14 protein-coding genes are annotated in these 16,711 nt (G+C 64.8%); 8 read left to right on the top strand and 6 right to left on the bottom strand.

Annotated elements, in window-relative coordinates:
- Positions 1-60: 60 nt before the first annotated feature.
- The gene (gene paaZ / locus AC5STB_RS08370; RefSeq protein WP_495442477.1) at positions 61-2,091 is read right to left on the bottom strand and encodes a phenylacetic acid degradation bifunctional protein PaaZ; all 2,031 of its coding nucleotides are present in this window, start codon (positions 2,089-2,091) and stop codon (positions 61-63) included.
- Between the two features lie 128 nt (positions 2,092-2,219).
- On the opposite strand from paaZ, the gene paaG reads away from it, so the two are divergent.
- From paaG to AC5STB_RS08395, 5 genes are all read left to right on the top strand, one after another.
- The gene (gene paaG / locus AC5STB_RS08375) at positions 2,220-3,005 is read left to right on the top strand and encodes a 2-(1,2-epoxy-1,2-dihydrophenyl)acetyl-CoA isomerase PaaG (RefSeq protein WP_495442478.1); all 786 of its coding nucleotides are present in this window, start codon (positions 2,220-2,222) and stop codon (positions 3,003-3,005) included.
- Between the two features lie 2 nt (positions 3,006-3,007).
- Positions 3,008-3,433 (top strand): hydroxyphenylacetyl-CoA thioesterase PaaI, encoded by a 426-nt coding sequence (paaI, locus tag AC5STB_RS08380; RefSeq protein ID WP_495442479.1) that lies wholly within the window; start codon positions 3,008-3,010, stop codon positions 3,431-3,433.
- Positions 3,434-3,447: 14 nt separating this feature from the next.
- On the top strand, positions 3,448-4,758 hold the full coding sequence (gene paaK, locus AC5STB_RS08385; protein ID WP_495442480.1) for a phenylacetate--CoA ligase PaaK: 1,311 nt from the start codon (positions 3,448-3,450) through the stop codon (positions 4,756-4,758).
- A gap of 16 nt (positions 4,759-4,774) precedes the next feature.
- Positions 4,775-5,371 carry a TetR/AcrR family transcriptional regulator gene (locus AC5STB_RS08390; protein WP_495442481.1) on the top strand — a complete coding sequence of 199 codons (597 nt, stop codon included), beginning with the start codon at positions 4,775-4,777 and terminating at the stop codon, positions 5,369-5,371.
- A gap of 62 nt (positions 5,372-5,433) precedes the next feature.
- Positions 5,434-5,643, top strand: a complete 210-nt coding sequence (locus AC5STB_RS08395; RefSeq protein ID WP_495442482.1) for a hypothetical protein — start codon at positions 5,434-5,436, stop codon at positions 5,641-5,643.
- 73 nt (positions 5,644-5,716) lie between these two features.
- On the opposite strand, the gene AC5STB_RS08400 is transcribed toward AC5STB_RS08395, so the two are convergent.
- Together AC5STB_RS08400 and trpS are read right to left on the bottom strand one after the other, a co-directional pair.
- On the bottom strand, positions 5,717-7,681 hold the full coding sequence (locus tag AC5STB_RS08400; protein ID WP_495442483.1) for an OmpA family protein: 1,965 nt from the start codon (positions 7,679-7,681) through the stop codon (positions 5,717-5,719).
- Between the two features lie 143 nt (positions 7,682-7,824).
- Positions 7,825-8,853, bottom strand: a complete 1,029-nt coding sequence (gene trpS, locus AC5STB_RS08405; RefSeq protein ID WP_495442484.1) for a tryptophan--tRNA ligase — start codon at positions 8,851-8,853, stop codon at positions 7,825-7,827.
- A 99-nt stretch (positions 8,854-8,952) separates the two neighbouring features.
- Here trpS and AC5STB_RS08410 point away from each other — a divergent pair, with 99 nt between their 5' ends.
- Positions 8,953-9,639 (top strand): rhomboid family intramembrane serine protease, encoded by a 687-nt coding sequence (locus AC5STB_RS08410; RefSeq protein ID WP_495442485.1) that lies wholly within the window; start codon positions 8,953-8,955, stop codon positions 9,637-9,639.
- Positions 9,640-9,869: 230 nt separating this feature from the next.
- On the opposite strand, the gene murJ is transcribed toward AC5STB_RS08410, so the two are convergent.
- The 3 genes from murJ to AC5STB_RS08425 are packed head-to-tail and all read right to left on the bottom strand — an operon-like array spanning position 9,870 to position 15,383.
- Complete coding sequence (gene murJ / locus AC5STB_RS08415; protein ID WP_495442486.1) at positions 9,870-11,420, bottom strand: murein biosynthesis integral membrane protein MurJ; 1,551 nt, start codon at positions 11,418-11,420, stop codon at positions 9,870-9,872.
- Complete coding sequence (locus tag AC5STB_RS08420) at positions 11,417-14,257, bottom strand: [protein-PII] uridylyltransferase (RefSeq protein WP_495442487.1); 2,841 nt, start codon at positions 14,255-14,257, stop codon at positions 11,417-11,419. Before AC5STB_RS08420 ends, murJ begins: the two co-directional genes overlap by 4 nt.
- Positions 14,217-15,383 (bottom strand): penicillin-binding protein activator, encoded by a 1,167-nt coding sequence (locus tag AC5STB_RS08425; protein ID WP_495442488.1) that lies wholly within the window; start codon positions 15,381-15,383, stop codon positions 14,217-14,219. Before AC5STB_RS08425 ends, AC5STB_RS08420 begins: the two co-directional genes overlap by 41 nt.
- An 87-nt stretch (positions 15,384-15,470) precedes the next feature.
- Between AC5STB_RS08425 and rsmI the strand changes: the two genes are divergently transcribed.
- Together rsmI and AC5STB_RS08435 are read left to right on the top strand one after the other, a co-directional pair.
- Positions 15,471-16,328 (top strand): 16S rRNA (cytidine(1402)-2'-O)-methyltransferase, encoded by an 858-nt coding sequence (gene rsmI / locus AC5STB_RS08430; protein ID WP_495442489.1) that lies wholly within the window; start codon positions 15,471-15,473, stop codon positions 16,326-16,328.
- 3 nt (positions 16,329-16,331) lie between these two features.
- Positions 16,332-16,706: a YraN family protein gene (locus tag AC5STB_RS08435; protein WP_495442490.1), complete on the top strand. Its 375-nt coding sequence runs from the start codon at positions 16,332-16,334 to the stop codon at positions 16,704-16,706.
- The last annotated feature ends 5 nt before the right edge of the window (positions 16,707-16,711 follow it).

Below are 16,711 nucleotides of genomic sequence, written 5' to 3' on the forward strand. Positions count from 1 at the left end.
CCGGTTAGACCAGTCCGGGCGCACGGCAGCGTTACCGCTGCCTACCACCTCTGCACCATGTCAGAAGGCGTTCATGGTCAGCAGTTCATACTCCGCCGCAATCTCATCATCCTGATTGGTCAGGGTGACGTGCCAGCGCACCTCGCCGTATTCCTCGTTGCGGGGGGTCTTTTTCTTGACCGTGAGGCGGACCTTGATGCTTTCGCCCGCCGAAATCGGTTTCATGAAGCGCAGGTTGTCGAGACCGGTGTTGGCCAGAACCGGGCCCTCATCGGGCTGCACAAACATTCCGGCAGCAAAGGACAGCAGCAGATAGCCATGGGCGACGCGGCCCGGGAAGAACGGGTTCCGCTTGGCGGCTTCGTCGTCCATGTGGGCATAGAAGGTATCGCCGGTGAAATGGGCGAAAGTTTCGATGTCCTCCAGCGTCACGGTGCGCGGGGCGGTGTGCAGGGTTTCGCCAATCGCAAGTTCGCCGAATTTGCGGGTAAAGGGGTGCGCCGGGCCTTTGACCTCAGTGCCGCCGGGGACCCATTTTTCGCCAATCGCGGACAGGATTTCTGGCGAACCCTGGATGGCGGTGCGCTGCATGTAGTGTTTGACGCCGCGCACGCCGCCCATCTCCTCGCCGCCGCCGGCACGGCCCGGGCCGCCATGCACCATGTGGGGCAGGGGGGAGCCGTGACCGGTCGATTCCTTCATTGAGTCGCGGTTGTTGAAATAGAGACGGCCGTGGTAGGCGCCGGCACCGATGGCGACCTCGCGGGCAACGGCAGTGTCATGAGTGATGACCGAGGCCACCAGCGAGCCCTGGCCACGGTTTGCCAGATCAATGGCGTGGTCCAGATCACGGTAGCCCATGATGGTGGAGACGGGGCCGAAGGCCTCTGTGTCGTGCACGCGGCTAGCGTTGTCCGGGTCGGCGCAGTGGAACAGCATCGGCGGCACAAAGGCGCCTTTTTCGGCGTCGGCGCCATCGACGGTGAAGTTTGCCGGGTCGCCAAAGACACGCTCTGCTTCTTGGCCGATGATCGCGGCCTTCTCCAGCACGTCCAGTTTCTGGTTGTTTGAGACCAGCGCGCCCATGCGGGTGGTTTCCAGGCGCGGGTCGCCGATCACGGTTTTGGCCAGGCGGCCGGAGAGCGCTTCGATCACCGCATCCACTTGCGCCTGCGGCGCGATGATGCGGCGGATGGCGGTGCATTTCTGGCCCGCCTTGGTGGTCATCTCGCGGCTGACCTCCTTGACGAACAGGTCAAACTCCGGCGTGCCGGGCTGCGCGTCGGGGCCAAGGATCGATGCGTTGAGGCTGTCCTGTTCGGCGACGAAACGGACCGAGTTTTCCAGAATGACCGGGTTGGCGCGCAGTTTCAGCGCGGTATTGGCGGAGCCGGTGAAGCTGACCACGTCCTGCATGGTCAGGTGGTCCAGCATGTTGCCCAGCCCGCCGGAGACCAGCTGCAGCGCGCCTTCGGGCAGGATGCCGCTGTCGAGCATCAGTTTCACTGCCAGCTCTGTCACATAGCAGCTGTTGGTGGCGGGTTTCACGATGGCGGGGACGCCTGCCAGCAGGGTGGGGGCCAGTTTTTCCAGCATGCCCCAGACCGGGAAGTTGAAGGCGTTGATATGCACCGCAACGCCGCGCAGCGGGGTGCAAATGTGCTGGCCCAGGAAGGTGCCGTTGCGGGAGAGCTGCTCCACGTCGCCATCCAGATAGACATGGGCGTCCGGCATTTCGCGGCGGCCCTTGGAGGCGAAGACGAACATGGTGCCGATGCCGCCGTCGATGTCGATCATGTGGTCGGACTGGGTGGCGCCGGTGTTGAACGACAGGTCATAGAGCGCCTGCTTGTGCTGGTTCAGGTGGCCTGCCAGAGCCTTCAGCATCCGGGCGCGGTCGTGGAAGGTCAGCTTGCGCAGGTTGGCGCCGCCCACCGTGCGGGCGTAGTCGAGCATCCCTTGCACGTCGAGCGCGTCATTGCCGGCGCTGGCGATCACCTCGCCGGTGATGGCGCTGGCGATGTTGCGGGCGCCTGCGTCTGGTGCGACCCATTGACCCGCTGCAAAGCTGGAAATCTCTAGAAGGCTCATCATGTCGTCCTTTTCATCAGGCCGGCGCGGGGCCGGCTGGCTGGAATCCGATGCTCAGATATATTGACCGTCCGGTCGGTTTATGCAAGAAGTTTGTCAAATGTGCCGCTGATGAGGGTGAGGGAGCGATGAGCGATACGATTCTGGTTGAGGACCACGGAACCTGGGTAGAGATCACCCTGAACCGCCCGGACCGGCTGAACAGTTTCAACGAGGACATGCACAACGCCTTGCGCGCAGCGCTGGAAGGTGCCCGCGACGGCGGTGCCCGCGCGGTGCTGCTGACCGGCGCCGGGCGCGGTTTCTGCGCCGGCCAGGATCTGGGCGACCGCGACCCGCGCAAGATGGACGGCCCGCCGGACCTGAGCCAGACCGTGCGCAAATTCTACGCGCCGCTGGTGCGGCTGATCCGCGAATTGAACTTCCCGGTGGTCTGTGCAGTGAACGGCGTGGCCGCCGGGGCAGGCGCCAATCTGGCGCTGGCCTGCGATATGGTGCTGGCGGCGGACAGCGCCAAGTTCATCCAGTCGTTTTCCAAGGTCGGCCTGATCCCGGATACCGGCGGCAGCTGGCATCTGCCGCGGCTGCTGGGTGAGGCGCGCGCCAAGGGGCTGGCGCTGACTGCCGAACCGCTGCCCGCGAAGAAAGCTGAGGACTGGGGCCTGATCTGGAAGGCACTGCCGGATGACGCGCTGATGGCTGAGGCGCGCGCGATGGCAGAGAAGTTTGCAAGCGGGCCGACGCTGGGCCTGGGGCTGACCAAGCAATGCATTCAGGGGGCTGCGGTCAACACGCTGTCGGACCAGCTAGAGATTGAGGCAGACGCGATGAAGACCTGCGGCGAGAGCGCGGATTATGCCGAGGGCGTCGCCAGCTTCCTGGAAAAACGCGCGCCTGCGTTCAAGGGCAAGTGACCATGACCCCGAAAGAGCGCGCCGAAAAATCCGCCGCGGCCATGTGGGCGGATGACCATGCGTCCAAATGGGCGGGGATGGAGATCACCCATGTGGACGAGGGCGAGGCCACGCTGGAGCTGACAATAGCGCAGCACCACTGCAACGGCCACGGCATCTGCCACGGCGGCGTCACGTTCATGCTGGCCGACAGCGCCTTTGCCTTTGCCTGCAACAGCCGCAACCAGTCGACCGTGGCGCAGCACAACGTGATCAGCTTCACCGCGCCCGGACGGCTGGGTGACAGGCTGATTGCCAAGGCGCGCGAGATTTCCCTGACCGGGCGCAGCGGTATTTATGACGTGACAGTGACCAATCAGGACGGCCAGCAGATCGCCGAGTTCCGGGGTTTCTCCCGGGCGGTCAAAGGCCAGTTGTTTGACGAATAGGTGTGGAGGACGCCATGGAAGACCTGAGCCCCAAGAAGGGTGAATTGGACCCGATCGAGATCGCCTCGATCGACGAAATCCGCAGCCTGCAGCTGGAGCGGCTGAAGTGGTCGGTGCGCCACGCCTATGACAACGTGCCGATGTACAAGCAGCGGTTTGACGAGGCAGGCGTGCATCCGCACGACCTGCAGGAGCTGTCCGACCTGGCCAAGTTCCCTTTCACCTACAAGAACGACCTGCGGGACAATTACCCGTTCGGCCTGTTTGCCGTGCCGCGCAGTGAAATCATCCGCCTACATGCGTCCTCCGGCACCACCGGCAAGCCGACGGTGGTGGGTTACACTGCCAATGATATTTCGAACTGGGCGGATCTGGTGGCGCGGTCCCTGCGGGCGTCTGGCCTGCGCAAGGGCGACATGGTGCATAACGCCTATGGCTATGGCCTGTTCACCGGCGGCCTTGGCGCGCACTACGGTATCGAACGGCTTGGGGCGACTGTCGTTCCGATGTCGGGCGGGCAGACCGAGAAGCAGGTCGGCCTGATCACCGATTTCAAACCCGATGGGATCATGGTGACGCCGTCCTACATGCTCAATATCCTAGAGCAGTACCACAAGGTCGGCATGGACCCGCGCGAGTGCTCGCTGAAGGTTGGCGTTTTCGGGGCCGAACCCTGGACCGATGCGATGCGCAAGGAGGTCGAGGAGGCCTTTGACATGCACGCGGTTGATATCTACGGCCTGAGCGAAATCATGGGGCCGGGTGTTGCCAACGAATGCGTCGAGACCAAGGACGGCCCGGTGATCTGGGAGGATCACTTCCTGCCTGAGATCATTGATCCTCAGACCGGCGAGGTGCTGCCGGACGGGGAGCTGGGCGAGCTGGTGTTCACCACGCTAACCAAGGAAGGCCTGCCGATGGTGCGCTACCGCACCCGCGACCTGACGCGGTTGCTGCCGGGCACCGCGCGGTCGATGCGGCGGATGGAAAAGATCACCGGCCGCAGCGACGACATGATCATCCTGCGCGGCGTCAACGTGTTCCCCAGCCAGGTGGAGGAGCAGCTGCTGGCGACCGGGGGTCTCGCGCCCTATTACCAGATCGAGCTGTACAAATCCGGCCGCATGGATGCGATGCGGGTGTTTGTGGAGGCCAATCCGGATGCCGCCGATGAGCTGAGCAAGACCGCCGCGGCGCGGATGCTGACCAAGCGGATCAAGGATATGGTTGGCGTTTCCAGCGAGATCATTGTAGGCGACCCGGGGTCCGTCGAGCGCAGCCAGGGCAAGGCCAAGCGCGTTGTCGACAACCGCAGCAAGTCCTGACCCGGGAGAGTGAGCCTTGGCCCGCACGATCGCAAAAGACCACGATGAGAAACGCGCGCAGATCCTGAAATCGGCGGCCAAGGTGTTTGCCGATTCCGGTTACGACCGTGCGTCGATGACCCAGCTGGCGCGGGAGTGCGGGATCTCCAAGGCGAACATCTACCACTATTATGACAGCAAGGATGCCGTGCTCTACGGCCTCCTTGATACCTATCTGTGCGAGCTGCGCGACCGGGTCTGCGGGGCGGATCTGGCGGGGCTTGGCGCCGAGGACCGGCTGCGCCGCATCGTGTCGGAGATCATGCTGGCCTATCAGGGCGCCGATCATGAGCATCAGGTGCAGCTGGGCGCGATGGGGGCGCTGCCGGAAGAGCAGCAGAAGCACCTGCGCGGCTACCAGCGCGAGATGGTCCAGTTCATGAGCGATGCGCTGAAGGATGTGGCACCGGAGATTTTCAACGGCGACGCCGCCAAGCTGCGCGGTGCCACCATGTCCGTCTTTGGCATGCTGAACTGGTATTACATGTGGAATTCCGGCGCCGGGTCACAGGCGCGCGAGGATTACGCCGGGCTGGTGGCGGATCTGACGCTGAACGGGGTCAAGGGGCTCTGACAGCGGCGCGGTTTTGCGTTCGCGGGATTCCGGGCTACCCTGCATCGGTATCGGAGGATGCCATGCGGAAACCTGATAGCTTCGAAAATTTCTACTATAAGAAGGTCGGCCTGTGCGAGGCCTGCGGCTGCGCTGAGCGGGCTATCGACATGTATGAGTTCGACCGGACGGCAGGCCGGGCGCAGCAGGCGCCCGGAAGGCGCCGCTTTTCCTGGAAGCGTTTTGCGCTGAAATACGGGCTGATGTCGCGGCAGAGGACACCGGCGGGCTGACAGCGAAACACCCGGCGGGATGTGTCCCGCCGGATGCTGTTTTTGCTCAGGCCTGTTTCGTGATTCGGACCTGTCAGCCCGGGCTGCCCAGCAGCTGGGTGATGCGGCGCACCGCGACGCGGCGGTTTGCGCGCTCGGCTGTCAGGGTGCTGACGGCCAGGTCGCTTTCGCCATAGCCCTGAACCACCATGTTTTCCGGAGCCACGCCAAAGTATTCCGTCAGCGCCAGCGCCACGGTCTCCGCTCGCCGGTCCGACAGGGCCAGATTGTAGGTCGCAGCACCCACCGCATCGGTGTGGCCCTCGATCAGGAACACCTCGCCCGGGTTGCGGTCGATCAGGTTGCGCAGCGCGTTGCCCAGGGTTGCCAGCTCCTCCGCCTCTTGCGGGCGGATCACCGAGGAGCCGGTGTCGAAGTTCACCGAGTCCAGATTGATCACCGGCGTCAGTCGGCGCACCGCGTCGATGTTGCGGATCTGCGCCAGCGAGAAGCGGCGGTCCACGCTCCTGACGTCCTGTGCGGCCAGCGCCGCGGCCAGGTCCTCAGCTGAGACCGCGCCGGTGCTGGAGAAGGCGCGGCGGTTGTCCTGCACCTGCGGCAGCTCGTTGACCACCACGCGCTCGGCCTTTTGGGTGTCGTCGAACAACACCACGCTGCGGCCGTCGGGCATCAGTTTGGTGCGGCGCAGCACCCGGCCCTCGGCAGAGCGGATGGTCTCCACCTCAACGCCGTTTTCACGCACCACCACAGTACGGGTGGAGCCGTCCTGGAAGCGGTAGGTGGTCACGTTGGAGCCTGGCTGGCGCAGCAGCGCATCGTCGTCCTTCAGGACGCGGTACTGGCCGTCCTGCTCCACGATGGCGCGGTCGCCGGAGTTGGAAACAACCTTGCCGCCATTGTTGAGCAGCGTCCCGATCGCCAGGGCGCCAAGGCCGAGCAGCGCGTTGCGCTCGCGGGTGGAGAGGCCGCTGTCATCGTCATCGCTGTCTGATTTGGACTGCGTTTCGGACGCCTGAGCCTGCGAATCTGCTTGGGCGGTGGCGCCGGCCTCGGTTTCGAATTCCTCATCCGAGCTGCGGGCGGTTTCCTCGGTGACTACTTCCTCGGTCACTTCGGCCTCGCCCTCAGCAGCAGTGCCGTCCGCGGCCGCCGCTGCAGCAGCTGCGGGTTCGCTGCTTTCCTCGGCGAGGGCATCAGCCTGGGCCTGACTGTCCTGTTCGGCCAGTTCCGGGTTGTCTGTTTCTCCGCCCGCTGTGTCCTCTGACTGGGCAAGGTCCGCTGCAATTTCCCCGGCACTGGTGCCAGAGCTTGCTTCGGTGCTGCCGTCAGCCTGTGCGTCAGCTTCGGCTTGAACCTCAGCTTCTGCTGCTGCCTCCGCCTCAGCCTGGGCTTGGTTTTCCGCTTCAGCCTGCGCGTCGGCTTCCGCTTGTTCTGCTGCTGCAGCTTGTTCTTCAGCGGCCGCCTGAGCTTCAGCTTCGGCCTGGGCCTGTTCTTCGGCCGCAGCCTGTGCTTCCGCTTCCTCCTGGGCCAGCGCCTCAGCCAAAGCCTGCGCTTCGGCTTCAGCCTGAGCATCCGCTTCCACCTGCGCTTCCGCTTCAGCCTGCGCATCGGCTTCCGCAGCGGCCTCAGCCTGCGGCTGTTCTTCGCCTCCGGTTGCGGTCAAGGCTTCCGCGGCAGTCTCTGCCTGCGCCTCCGCTATCTGTTCGGCGCCGGGGTCCACTTCGCCGATGCCTGCCAGCACGCTGGCAGACTGCAGGTCTGCAGGCAGGGTCGCGTCAAATTCACCTTCGCCATAGGCCTTGCAGAATTTCGCGACTTTTCCGGTCTTCTCCTCGATGTTCTGGCCGGCCTCCAGCTTTTTCTGCCGCCGCTCAGCACGCTTGCGGCAGCGGTCCACCAGATCGCCGATTTCAGCGGCGGACATCTGGGTGAGGTCAAACCGCTTGTTGCCCTTGCCCTGCGACAGGGCGGGCAGCGGGGCCGCCAGCGAGATCATCACTGCCAGCGCCGTGGATGATTTGAAAATTCCCGGTTTCATTTCGGTTCCTTTCCTGTTCCGGCACTTGGCCGCACAAGGATAACTGACGAACTCGGGAAAGGTTGCGAATTGCGCGGCCAAAATTAAAGCCGCCCCCGATGGGAGCGGCTTGGGTCAGGCTGATTTTCGCTGGCGGCTGAGCGTCAGACTGCCGGCGGCGGCACCATCCCGATGATGTCATACGTCTGGCGCAGGATCGGCGCGGTGATCGCGCGGGCGCGTTCGGCACCGCGGGCCAGGATCTTGTCGATTTCGTCCTGATGCTGCATCAGCCGCGCCATCTCGGTGGAGATCGGCGCCAGTTTGGATACGGCCAGATCTGCCAGCATCGGTTTGAATTCCGAGAACTGGCGGCCGCCAACATCTGCCAGAACCTGTTCCACGGTCTGCTCGTTCAGGGCAGCGTAGATATTCACGAGGTTGCGCGCCTCGGGGCGGTCTTCCAGGCCTTCGGTTTCGGAGGGCAGTGCCTCTGGATCGGTCTTGGCCTTGCGGATCTTCTTGGCGATGCCATCCGCGTCATCGGTCAGGTTGATGCGGCTGGCATCCGAGGGGTCGGATTTCGACATCTTCTTGGAGCCGTCGCGCAGGGACATCACCCGGGTGGCCGCGCCCTCGATCACCGGCTCCGTCTCCGGGAAGAAGTTCACGCCGTAGTCGTGGTTGAACTTGATTGCGATGTCGCGGGTCAGCTCCAGGTGCTGTTTCTGGTCCTCGCCCACCGGCACATGGGTGGCGTGGTAAACCAGAATGTCGGCGGCCATCAGCGCCGGATAGGCAAACAGGCCCAGCGAGGCGTTCTGCTGGTTCTTGCCGGCCTTGTCCTTCCACTGGGTCATCCGCTGCATCCAACCCATGCGGGCAACGCAGTTGAACACCCAGGCCAGCTGCGCGTGCTCCGGCACCTGGGACTGGTTGATCAGGATCGAATCCTCGGGGTCGATACCGGCAGCGATGAAGCCGGCGCAAAGCTCGCGGGTGGATTTCTTGAGGTCCGCGGGGTCCTGCCAGACGGTGATCGCATGCAGGTCGACCATGCAGTAGATGGTCTCAACGTCCTTGGCCTGCCAGTCGACGAAGCGCTTCAGAGCACCGAGGTAATTCCCCAAGTGCAGGTTGCCCGAAGGCTGGATCCCCGAAAACACGCGCGGGGTGAAGCTGGTTTCGCTCATCGCGGAAACTCCCGTCTGGAATTATGCACCATCGTCGCTTACCCATGGGGCCAGGATAGGTCAACAGGCGCGGGGGATTCCGTGCCGCAAGGAGCCCGGATGAACACCCAGCCGCATAACGCCCCCATCAATCCGCTGCCCGCCGCCGTGGTGGCGCTGGTGCTGGTCATCATCGGCATCGAGGCCGTGTTCTCGCTGGGCGCGCGCGGTATCGCGGGCGGGCCGGAGGCGATCGGCTGGCGGCTGGAGGCGGTGCAGTCCTATGCGTTTTCCAGCGATGTTTTCTGGTGGATGCAGGAAAGCGGGCGCTGGCTGCCGGAGCATCTGATGCGCTTTGTGTCCTACATCTTTGTGCATGGCGCCTTTACCCATGCGTTGTTCGTCTGCGTCTTTGTGCTGGCGATGGGCAAGATGGTGGGCGAGGTGATGGGCGATCTGGCGATGGTGCTGATCTTCTTGCTGTCCGGTGCGGGCGGGGCGCTGGGCTATGCGCTTCTGGTCAGCTCGCCGGTACCGCTGGTGGGCGGTTTTCCGGCCGTTTACGGTCTGATCGGCGCGTTCACGTTCCTGCTGTGGCGCTCGCTGGCCTCTGTCGGGGCGCAGCAGGGCCGGGCGTTCACGCTGATTGCGTTTCTGATGGGGGCGCAGCTGCTGTTCGGGCTGCTGTTTGGCGGCCAGAAGGATTGGGTGGCGGACCTGGCGGGCTTTGCCACAGGCTTTGGCCTGTCGTTTTTCCTGGCGCCGGGCGGCTGGGCGCGGATCCGGAACCGCATCCGCCACGATTGAGGCGGGGCGCTCCCGCCCGCTGCCAATGCCCCTGCCGGGGCGTGACCAGCCGTTGGGCCGGGCAGCGCGCATTGCGCGCTGCGAAGGATCTGCTGAGAGGCGCGTCAGGGCAGATCTGCCCTGAAGGCGCCATTCTCATTATCGGACCGGCCAATCCCGCCTCAAGGGTAAACCGCGCCTGCGGCGCAGCGGCTGCGCCGCCCTTGACCCGGGATTTGCCAAAGGGGGGATCAGGCCTGTTTCCGGCGGCTGAGGGCGCTGCGGAATTCTGACAGGCGGAAGGCGCCCAGGGCATGGCCGGCGGCAAAGTAGACCGCGCCGCTGAGCACCACCAGGCCAAGCAGGGACAGGTAGCGCCAGTAGTCCAGCGTGAATAGCCAGCCTGCGGTGGCGGCCACCGTGTAGAGCACCGCGCCCATGATGGCGGAGGCCGCGAGGATGCGCCAGGCGCGGCGGCGGAAGCGGGCGTCGAACCGGGCTTCCTCTCCCATGCTGCGGGCACCGAGCGCGAGCAGCGCCACCATCGCCCAGCCCGCAGCAGAGGCGGCGATGGCGGGGGCGATCCAGCCCAGCACGGGTTTCAGCCCAAAGGCCAGCGCCGCGTTCACCACCATGGCCACCAGCGCGTAGCGGAACGGGGTCCTGGTGTCCTCGCGCGCGAAATACAGGGGCTGCAGCACCTTTTGCAGCATGAAGGCGGGCAGGCCTGCGCCGTAGATGGCAACGGCCAGGGCGATGGCGGCCACATCCTCCGGGCCGGTGGCACCGCGTTCATAGAGGACCGAGACCAGCGGCACTGGAATGGTGATGAAGGCCACGGCCGAAGGCACTGCCAGAAGCAGCGAGAATTCGCCTGCGCGCGACAGGGCGTCCTGGGAGCCGGTGCTGTCGCCTGCGCGCAGGCGCCGGGACAAGGCGGGCAAGAGCACGATGCCGATGGCAATGCCCACCACCCCCAGCGGCAGCTGGTAGAGCCGGTCGGCAATGAACAGCCAGCTGGCGGCTTTTTCGATGTCGGAGGCCACATACTGGCCGACAACCAGGTTGATCTGGGTGACGCCCATGGCCAGGGCAGCGGGCACCGCCACCCGCACCAGATCGCTCATTTCACGGTTCCACCGCGGCAGGCCGGGGCGCAGGGAGATGCCTGCCCTTTCAGCTGCGGCCCAGACCAGCGCGAGCTGGGCCACGCCCGCCACAGGGATGGTCCAGACCAGCCAGACCACCACATCGCCGCCCAGCACCGCCCCGGCCGTCATTGCCGCGCAGGTGAAAATGTTGAGCAGCACCGGTGCCGCCGCGGCGGCGGCAAATCGTCCGGTGGCGTTCAGAACGCCGGAGAAGAGGGCGGCCAGCGACATGAACAGGATGTAGGGAAAGACGATGTGGCCGTATCCCACAGCCATATCGAAGCGCGCATCGCCCACGAACCCGCCCGCCGTCAGCCAGACCAGGCCCGGCATGAACACCATGCCCAGGCCGACCAGCGCCAGCACGGCTGCGGCCAGCAGGTTGAAGGCCTGCTGGGCGTAGTTTCCGGGATCTTCGCCTGCTTCGTAGCGTTTGGAAAAGGCCGGGACAAAGGCTGCGTTAAAGGCGCCTTCGGCAAAGAACCGGCGGAACATATTGGGCAGGCGGAAGGCCACGATGAAGGCGTCCAGCACTGGTCCCGGCCCGATGAAGGCGGCAATCAGGATCTCGCGGACGAAGCCCAGAAGACGGCTTGCCAGCGTCCAGAACCCGACCGTCAGGAACCCGGACAGCAGTCTGATTGGTTTCATGTATCCGCCCGTTTTGCGCCTTCGGCAATGGCTGCCCGCAGTTTCTTCTCAAGCGCCCGCTGCTTGGACTCCGAGTAGTATTTCAAGCCGAACATGTCCTTGACATAGAAGGCATCGACAACCTGTTCGCCATAGGTCGCAATCACCGCGTTGGCAATATAGACATTGGCAGCTGCCAAGGTGCGGGCCAGATCGTACAGCAGCCCGGGCCGGTCGCGGGTATCCACCTCGATGATGGTGTAAATCTCCGACCCCTCGTTGTCGAAGGTGATGTGCGTCGGCACCTTGAAGGCGCGCTCCCGCTTCTTGATCTTGTCGCGGGATTTCAGGGCGTCGCGGGTGATCACCTCGCCCTTCAGGGTCTTTTCGATCATCTGTTTGAGCCGGTGCAGGCGGACCGGATCAAAGGGGTGGCCCTCGCTGTCCTGAATCCAGAAGGCATCGGTCACATAGCCGTCCTTGGTGGTGTAGGAGCGCGCATCAACCACGTTGGCGCCGACAAGGGCCAAGGCGCCGGCGATGCGGGCAAAGATGCCCGGGTGGTCCTCCATCACGAAACAGGCGCGGGTCGCGTCGCGGTCCACATCCGGGTAGAGCCGGATCATCACCTCACCTGCGTCCCCCTTGGCGGTGAAGTCGCGCAGCATTTCGGCAAAATCCACATGCGCGGTGATATGCAGCCCGTGCCAGTAAGGCGGGTAGTGGCGGGCGGTTTCGGTCTTGAGCTCCGCCTTGGACCAGCCCGGCAGCGCCTCGCGCAGGGCCTTTTTGGCTGAGGCGCCACGGTGTTCGCGGTTCAAGGCCTCCATGCCGCCCTCCAGCGCCGCGCGGGTCTGGCCGTAAAGCGCCCGCAGCAGCGCGGCCTTCCAGTTGTTCCAGGTGTCCGGGCCGACGCCGCGGATGTCGCAGACGGTCAGCAGCAGCAGGAGATCCAGCCGTTTTACTGTCTGCACGGCTTTGGCAAAGTCGCGCACTGTGCGGGGGTCGGCAATGTCGCGCTTTTGCGCCATGTCCGACATCAGCAGGTGATAGCGCACCAGCCATTCGACAGTTTCGCATTCCGAAGGCTTCAGCCCCAGCCGCGGTGCCACCTTGCGGGCGATCTGCGCGCCCAGGATCGAATGATCCTGCACACGGCCCTTGCCGATGTCGTGCAGCAGCATGGCCACCATCAGCACCTTGCGGTTGAGGCCCTTGCGCAGGATTTCGGAGGAGAGCGGCAGCTCGTCCTCCAGCTCGCCACGCTCGATTGCGGCAAAGTTGGCGATGACTTGGATGGTGTGCTCATCCACTGTGTAGGAGTGGTACATGTTGAACTGCATCATTGCCACGATGGGTTCGAATTCCGGCAGAAAGGCGGACAGCACGCCGAGTTCGTTCATCCGCCGCAGGGCGCGTTCGGAGTTGCCGTGTTTCAGCAGCAGATCCAGAAAGAGCTTCCGCGCTTCCTTGTCGTTGCGCATCTCCTCGTCGATCAGATGCAGGTTGGCGGTCACCAGCCGCATCGCGTCCGGGTGGATCAGCATGCCGGTGCGCAGGGCTTCCTCGAACAGCCGCAGCAGATTGACCCGGTCTTCGAGGAACGCTTTGGGGTCGATCACATCCAGCCGGTTGTGCACCACTTTGTAGCCGGGTTTGATGCGCGGGCGGCGGCGGAAGATCCGTTCCAGAAGCGGCGCGTTTTTCTGCTGGCTGGCCTCCAGCTTGGTCAGGAAAATGCGGGTCAGGTCGCCGACCCTTGTGGCGTGGCGGAAGTATTCCTGCATGAACACTTCCACTCCGCGGCGGCCGGCCTTGTCCTCGTAGCCCATGCGGCTGGCCACCTCGACCTGCAGGTCGAAGGTCAGCTGTTCGGTGGCGCGCCCGGTGGCCAGGTGCAGATGCGCGCGCACCGCCCACAGAAAGGTGGCGGCCTCGGCAAACAGCGCCATCTCTTCGGCGCGGAACAGGCCCAGCGGCACCAGTTCCTCCGCATCTTTCACCTGGTAAAGATACTTGGCGATCCAGAACAGCGACTGCAGGTCGCGCAGACCGCCTTTGCCCTCCTTCACGTTGGGTTCGACCATATAGCGCTGGCCCTGTTTCAAATGGCGCGCATCGCGCTCGGCCAGCTTGGCCTCGACGAACTCTGGCGCGTCCTGGGAAAACAGCTCCTTCTTAAGGCGCTTGTCCAGCTCCTTGGCCAGGGGTGCGTGGCCTGCCAGGAAACGGTGCTCCAGCATTGCTGTGCGGATAGTGTAGTCTTCGCTGCCCAGGCGGATGCAGTCCTTGATGGTGCGGCTGGCATGGCCCACCTTCAGCCGCAGGTCCCACAGGATGTAGAGCATGGATTCAATCACGCTCTCCGCCCAGGCGGTGATCTTGTAGGGGGTCAGAAACAACAGGTCCACGTCCGAGGCCGGCGCCATTTCCCCGCGGCCGTAGCCGCCCACCGCCATCACCGCGATGCGCTCGCCCTGGGTCGGGGTGGCCAGCGGGTGCAGCAATTCGCCGGCCACGAACAGCGCGGTGGTCACCAGCCCGTCGGTCAGGAAGGTGTAGGAGCGGGCCATTTCCCGCGCGGCAAAGGGCTGCGCGGCAAAGGCCTCGGCGATTGCTGCGCGGCCTGCTTTGTTGGCGGCCTTCAGGATCTTCACTGTCCCGCTGCGCAGGGCGGCAGCGGGCGTGTCCTGTGCCAGCGCCCGGATCTGCGCCCGGACACTGCCGGCATCAAAGATGTCCAGCGGGTTGCAGATCAGCGCTCCCAGCGGTTCCGGCAGGCCATTGGCAGAGGCTTTTGCAGGGCGGGCGGCGGCGTCAGAAGCCGGCGCCTGCGAAGCTGCTTGGGGCTGGGTCAATGATCACGACTTTCTGTTCTTGGATGGAGGCAACCGCCAGGCCGCGTTCATTGGTGCCGTCCGGCCGAAGCCGGAAGATGCCGCCGGCGCCCCGGAAACCTGCGCCCTGGGTCAGAGCGCCCGCGGTCAGCGCGTCGGATTTGCCGGCTGCAACCAAGGCGCCGATGGCGGCGATGCCGTCATAGGCAAGGCTGCCGATGGAATGCGGTGCTGCGCCGTAGCTGGCCTGGTAGCGGGCGCTGAACTGCTGCACCTTGCCTTGGTCAGGCATGGCGAACCAGCCGCCCTGCACGCCGGGCAGCGCCAGGGTCTGCGGCGGGATGTCCCAGCGGGTCAGGCCGATATACTGTTTCTCCGCCGGATTGACCCCGGCTTCGGGCATCAGCTGCGCCAGCAGCGGCAGCGCGCCGGCGGTTGTTGAGGTCAGGAAAACGGCGTCTGCGTCTGCGGATTCATTGCGGATGGCGGGGATGGCGTTGATCACGCCCTGTTGAGACAGCTCATAGCCGACGCTGCCCGCGATGCTGGCGCCGGTTTCGCTGGCTGCGCGCTGGATCGCGTTGCGGCCAGCCACGCCCGCAGCATCGTTGCCGCCGACAATGAGGATGCTGCGCTTGCCGTTGCGGGCGGCAAAGCGGGTCAGCCGCCGCGCGGTGTTGTCAAATGTCGGCCCCAGAATAAAGACGTTGCCGCCGGCAATGGCCGGGTTGTTCGAAAAGGCCAGCACGTTCACGCCGCGCTGGCGGGCCGCAATGCCTGCGGCATTGGCAGCTTCGGCGTAAACCGGGCCGAGGATCACACGGGCCCCGTCTTTCAGCGCCTGCTGCGCCGCGCCAGAGGCCACCTCGGGGCTGCCCGCGGTGTCATACACCCGCAGGTCGATCTGCACGCCGTCCAGATCGGCGATCGCCATACGGGCGGCATTTTCCAGGCTTTTTGCCAGTACGCTGTCGCCCTGCTGCGCAGAGCCGCGCGGCACCAGCAGGGCCACGGGAACGGGTTTGGAGGTGTTAATGGTCGGGCCAGTGCCAACGGCAATCGGGTCACAGGCGGTAAGGGCGATGGCGGAAACTGCTGCGGCGGCTGTCAGAGCCGCCTTGCGGGCGCGTTTGAAAACAGCAAACATAATGGCTTGAAACTCCGTTCTCCCGGCGCGGCAGCGCCGTGTGGGTTTAAGGGCGGATCATAAACGACCAAGAAGGCGGGTCCAGCGTTGAATCACCAGAATGTCATATTGCCCCCCGGGCTGTACTTTGTTGCCACGCCGATCGGCACCGCCCGCGACATTACCCTGCGGGCGCTGGACGTGCTGGCCTCTGCCGATGTGCTTGCGGCTGAGGATACACGCTCGCTGCGCAAGCTGATGGAGATTCACGGCGTGCCGCTGGGCGGGCGGCGGATCATTGCTTACCATGACCACAGCGGCACCGGCGCGCGGGCGAAACTGCTGGAGGCGCTGGGCGCAGGGAAGTCGGTTGCCTATGCGTCTGAAGCTGGCATGCCGCTGATTGCTGATCCGGGCTATCATCTCAGCCGGGAGGCGGCGGAGGCAGGGTACACTGTCACGTGCGCCCCCGGCGCCTCGGCCGCAGCCACTGCGCTGACGCTGGCGGGGCTGCCGACTGATGCGTTTTTCTTTGCGGGTTTCCTGCCCAATGCCTCTGGCGCCCGGCGCAAGCGGCTGGAAGACCTGCGGGAAATCCCCGGCACCCTGATTTTCTATGAATCGCCGAAACGGGTCGCGGCCTCGGTGGCTGATATGGCCGCAGTGCTGGGCAACCGCCCCGCCGCGCTGTGCCGGGAACTGACCAAGAAATTCGAGGAGGTGCGCCGGGCATCGCTGGCAGAGCTCGCCGCCGGCCTGGAGGAAAGCCCGGTCAAGGGCGAGATCGTGCTGCTGGTCGACCGCGCACAGGAGGCAGAGGTGAGCGAGGGAGATCTGGAGAACGATCTGCAGGCTGCATTGCAGGGCAACTCAGTCAAGGACGCCGCCGGGATTGTCGCGGAGATGCACGGGCTGCCCCGGCGCAAGGTCTATCAGCTGGCGCTGCAGATGACGAAGGACAGCTGAGGCATGACCCGCGCCCGCCAGCACCGCGGCGCCCGTGCCCATCTGGCGGGCGAGGCCGCGGAGGAGATCGTTGCGCGCCACTATGAAAACCGCGGTTACACCGTGGCCGAACGGCGCTGGCGCGGGCCGGGCGGCGAGATCGATCTGATCCTGCGCAGCGACGGGGAACTGGTGTTCGTCGAGGTGAAGCACAGCGCCACCAGCGCCGCTGCGGCCCTGCGGATCACGCCGCGGCAGGCGGAACGGATCTATGCCAGCGCCGGTCAGTATCTTGAGAGCGAACCGCAGGGCCAGCTGACGCCGGTCAGGTTTGATGCAGCACTTGTGGACGGCACTGGCGCGGTGGAGATCATCGAAAACGCCTTTGGGATGGATTGAACTGC

The organism is Leisingera sp. CC-HEC093, from assembly GCF_059429195.1.

Excerpts from the sequence above, each read along its gene's own strand:
- murJ (WP_495442486.1), bottom strand. The coding sequence starts at position 11,420 with ATGAAACCAATCAGACTGCTGTCCGGGTTCCTGACGGTCGGGTTCTGG.
- paaK (WP_495442480.1), top strand. The coding sequence starts at position 3,448 with ATGGAAGACCTGAGCCCCAAGAAGGGTGAATTGGACCCGATCGAGATC.
- AC5STB_RS08395 (WP_495442482.1), top strand. The coding sequence starts at position 5,434 with ATGCGGAAACCTGATAGCTTCGAAAATTTCTACTATAAGAAGGTCGGC.
- trpS (WP_495442484.1), bottom strand. The coding sequence starts at position 8,853 with ATGAGCGAAACCAGCTTCACCCCGCGCGTGTTTTCGGGGATCCAGCCT.
- AC5STB_RS08400 (WP_495442483.1), bottom strand. The coding sequence starts at position 7,681 with ATGAAACCGGGAATTTTCAAATCATCCACGGCGCTGGCAGTGATGATC.
- paaI (WP_495442479.1), top strand. The coding sequence starts at position 3,008 with ATGACCCCGAAAGAGCGCGCCGAAAAATCCGCCGCGGCCATGTGGGCG.
- AC5STB_RS08410 (WP_495442485.1), top strand. The coding sequence starts at position 8,953 with ATGAACACCCAGCCGCATAACGCCCCCATCAATCCGCTGCCCGCCGCC.
- paaG (WP_495442478.1), top strand. The coding sequence starts at position 2,220 with ATGAGCGATACGATTCTGGTTGAGGACCACGGAACCTGGGTAGAGATC.
- AC5STB_RS08425 (WP_495442488.1), bottom strand. The coding sequence starts at position 15,383 with ATGTTTGCTGTTTTCAAACGCGCCCGCAAGGCGGCTCTGACAGCCGCC.
- paaZ (WP_495442477.1), bottom strand. The coding sequence starts at position 2,091 with ATGAGCCTTCTAGAGATTTCCAGCTTTGCAGCGGGTCAATGGGTCGCA.
- AC5STB_RS08435 (WP_495442490.1), top strand. The coding sequence starts at position 16,332 with ATGACCCGCGCCCGCCAGCACCGCGGCGCCCGTGCCCATCTGGCGGGC.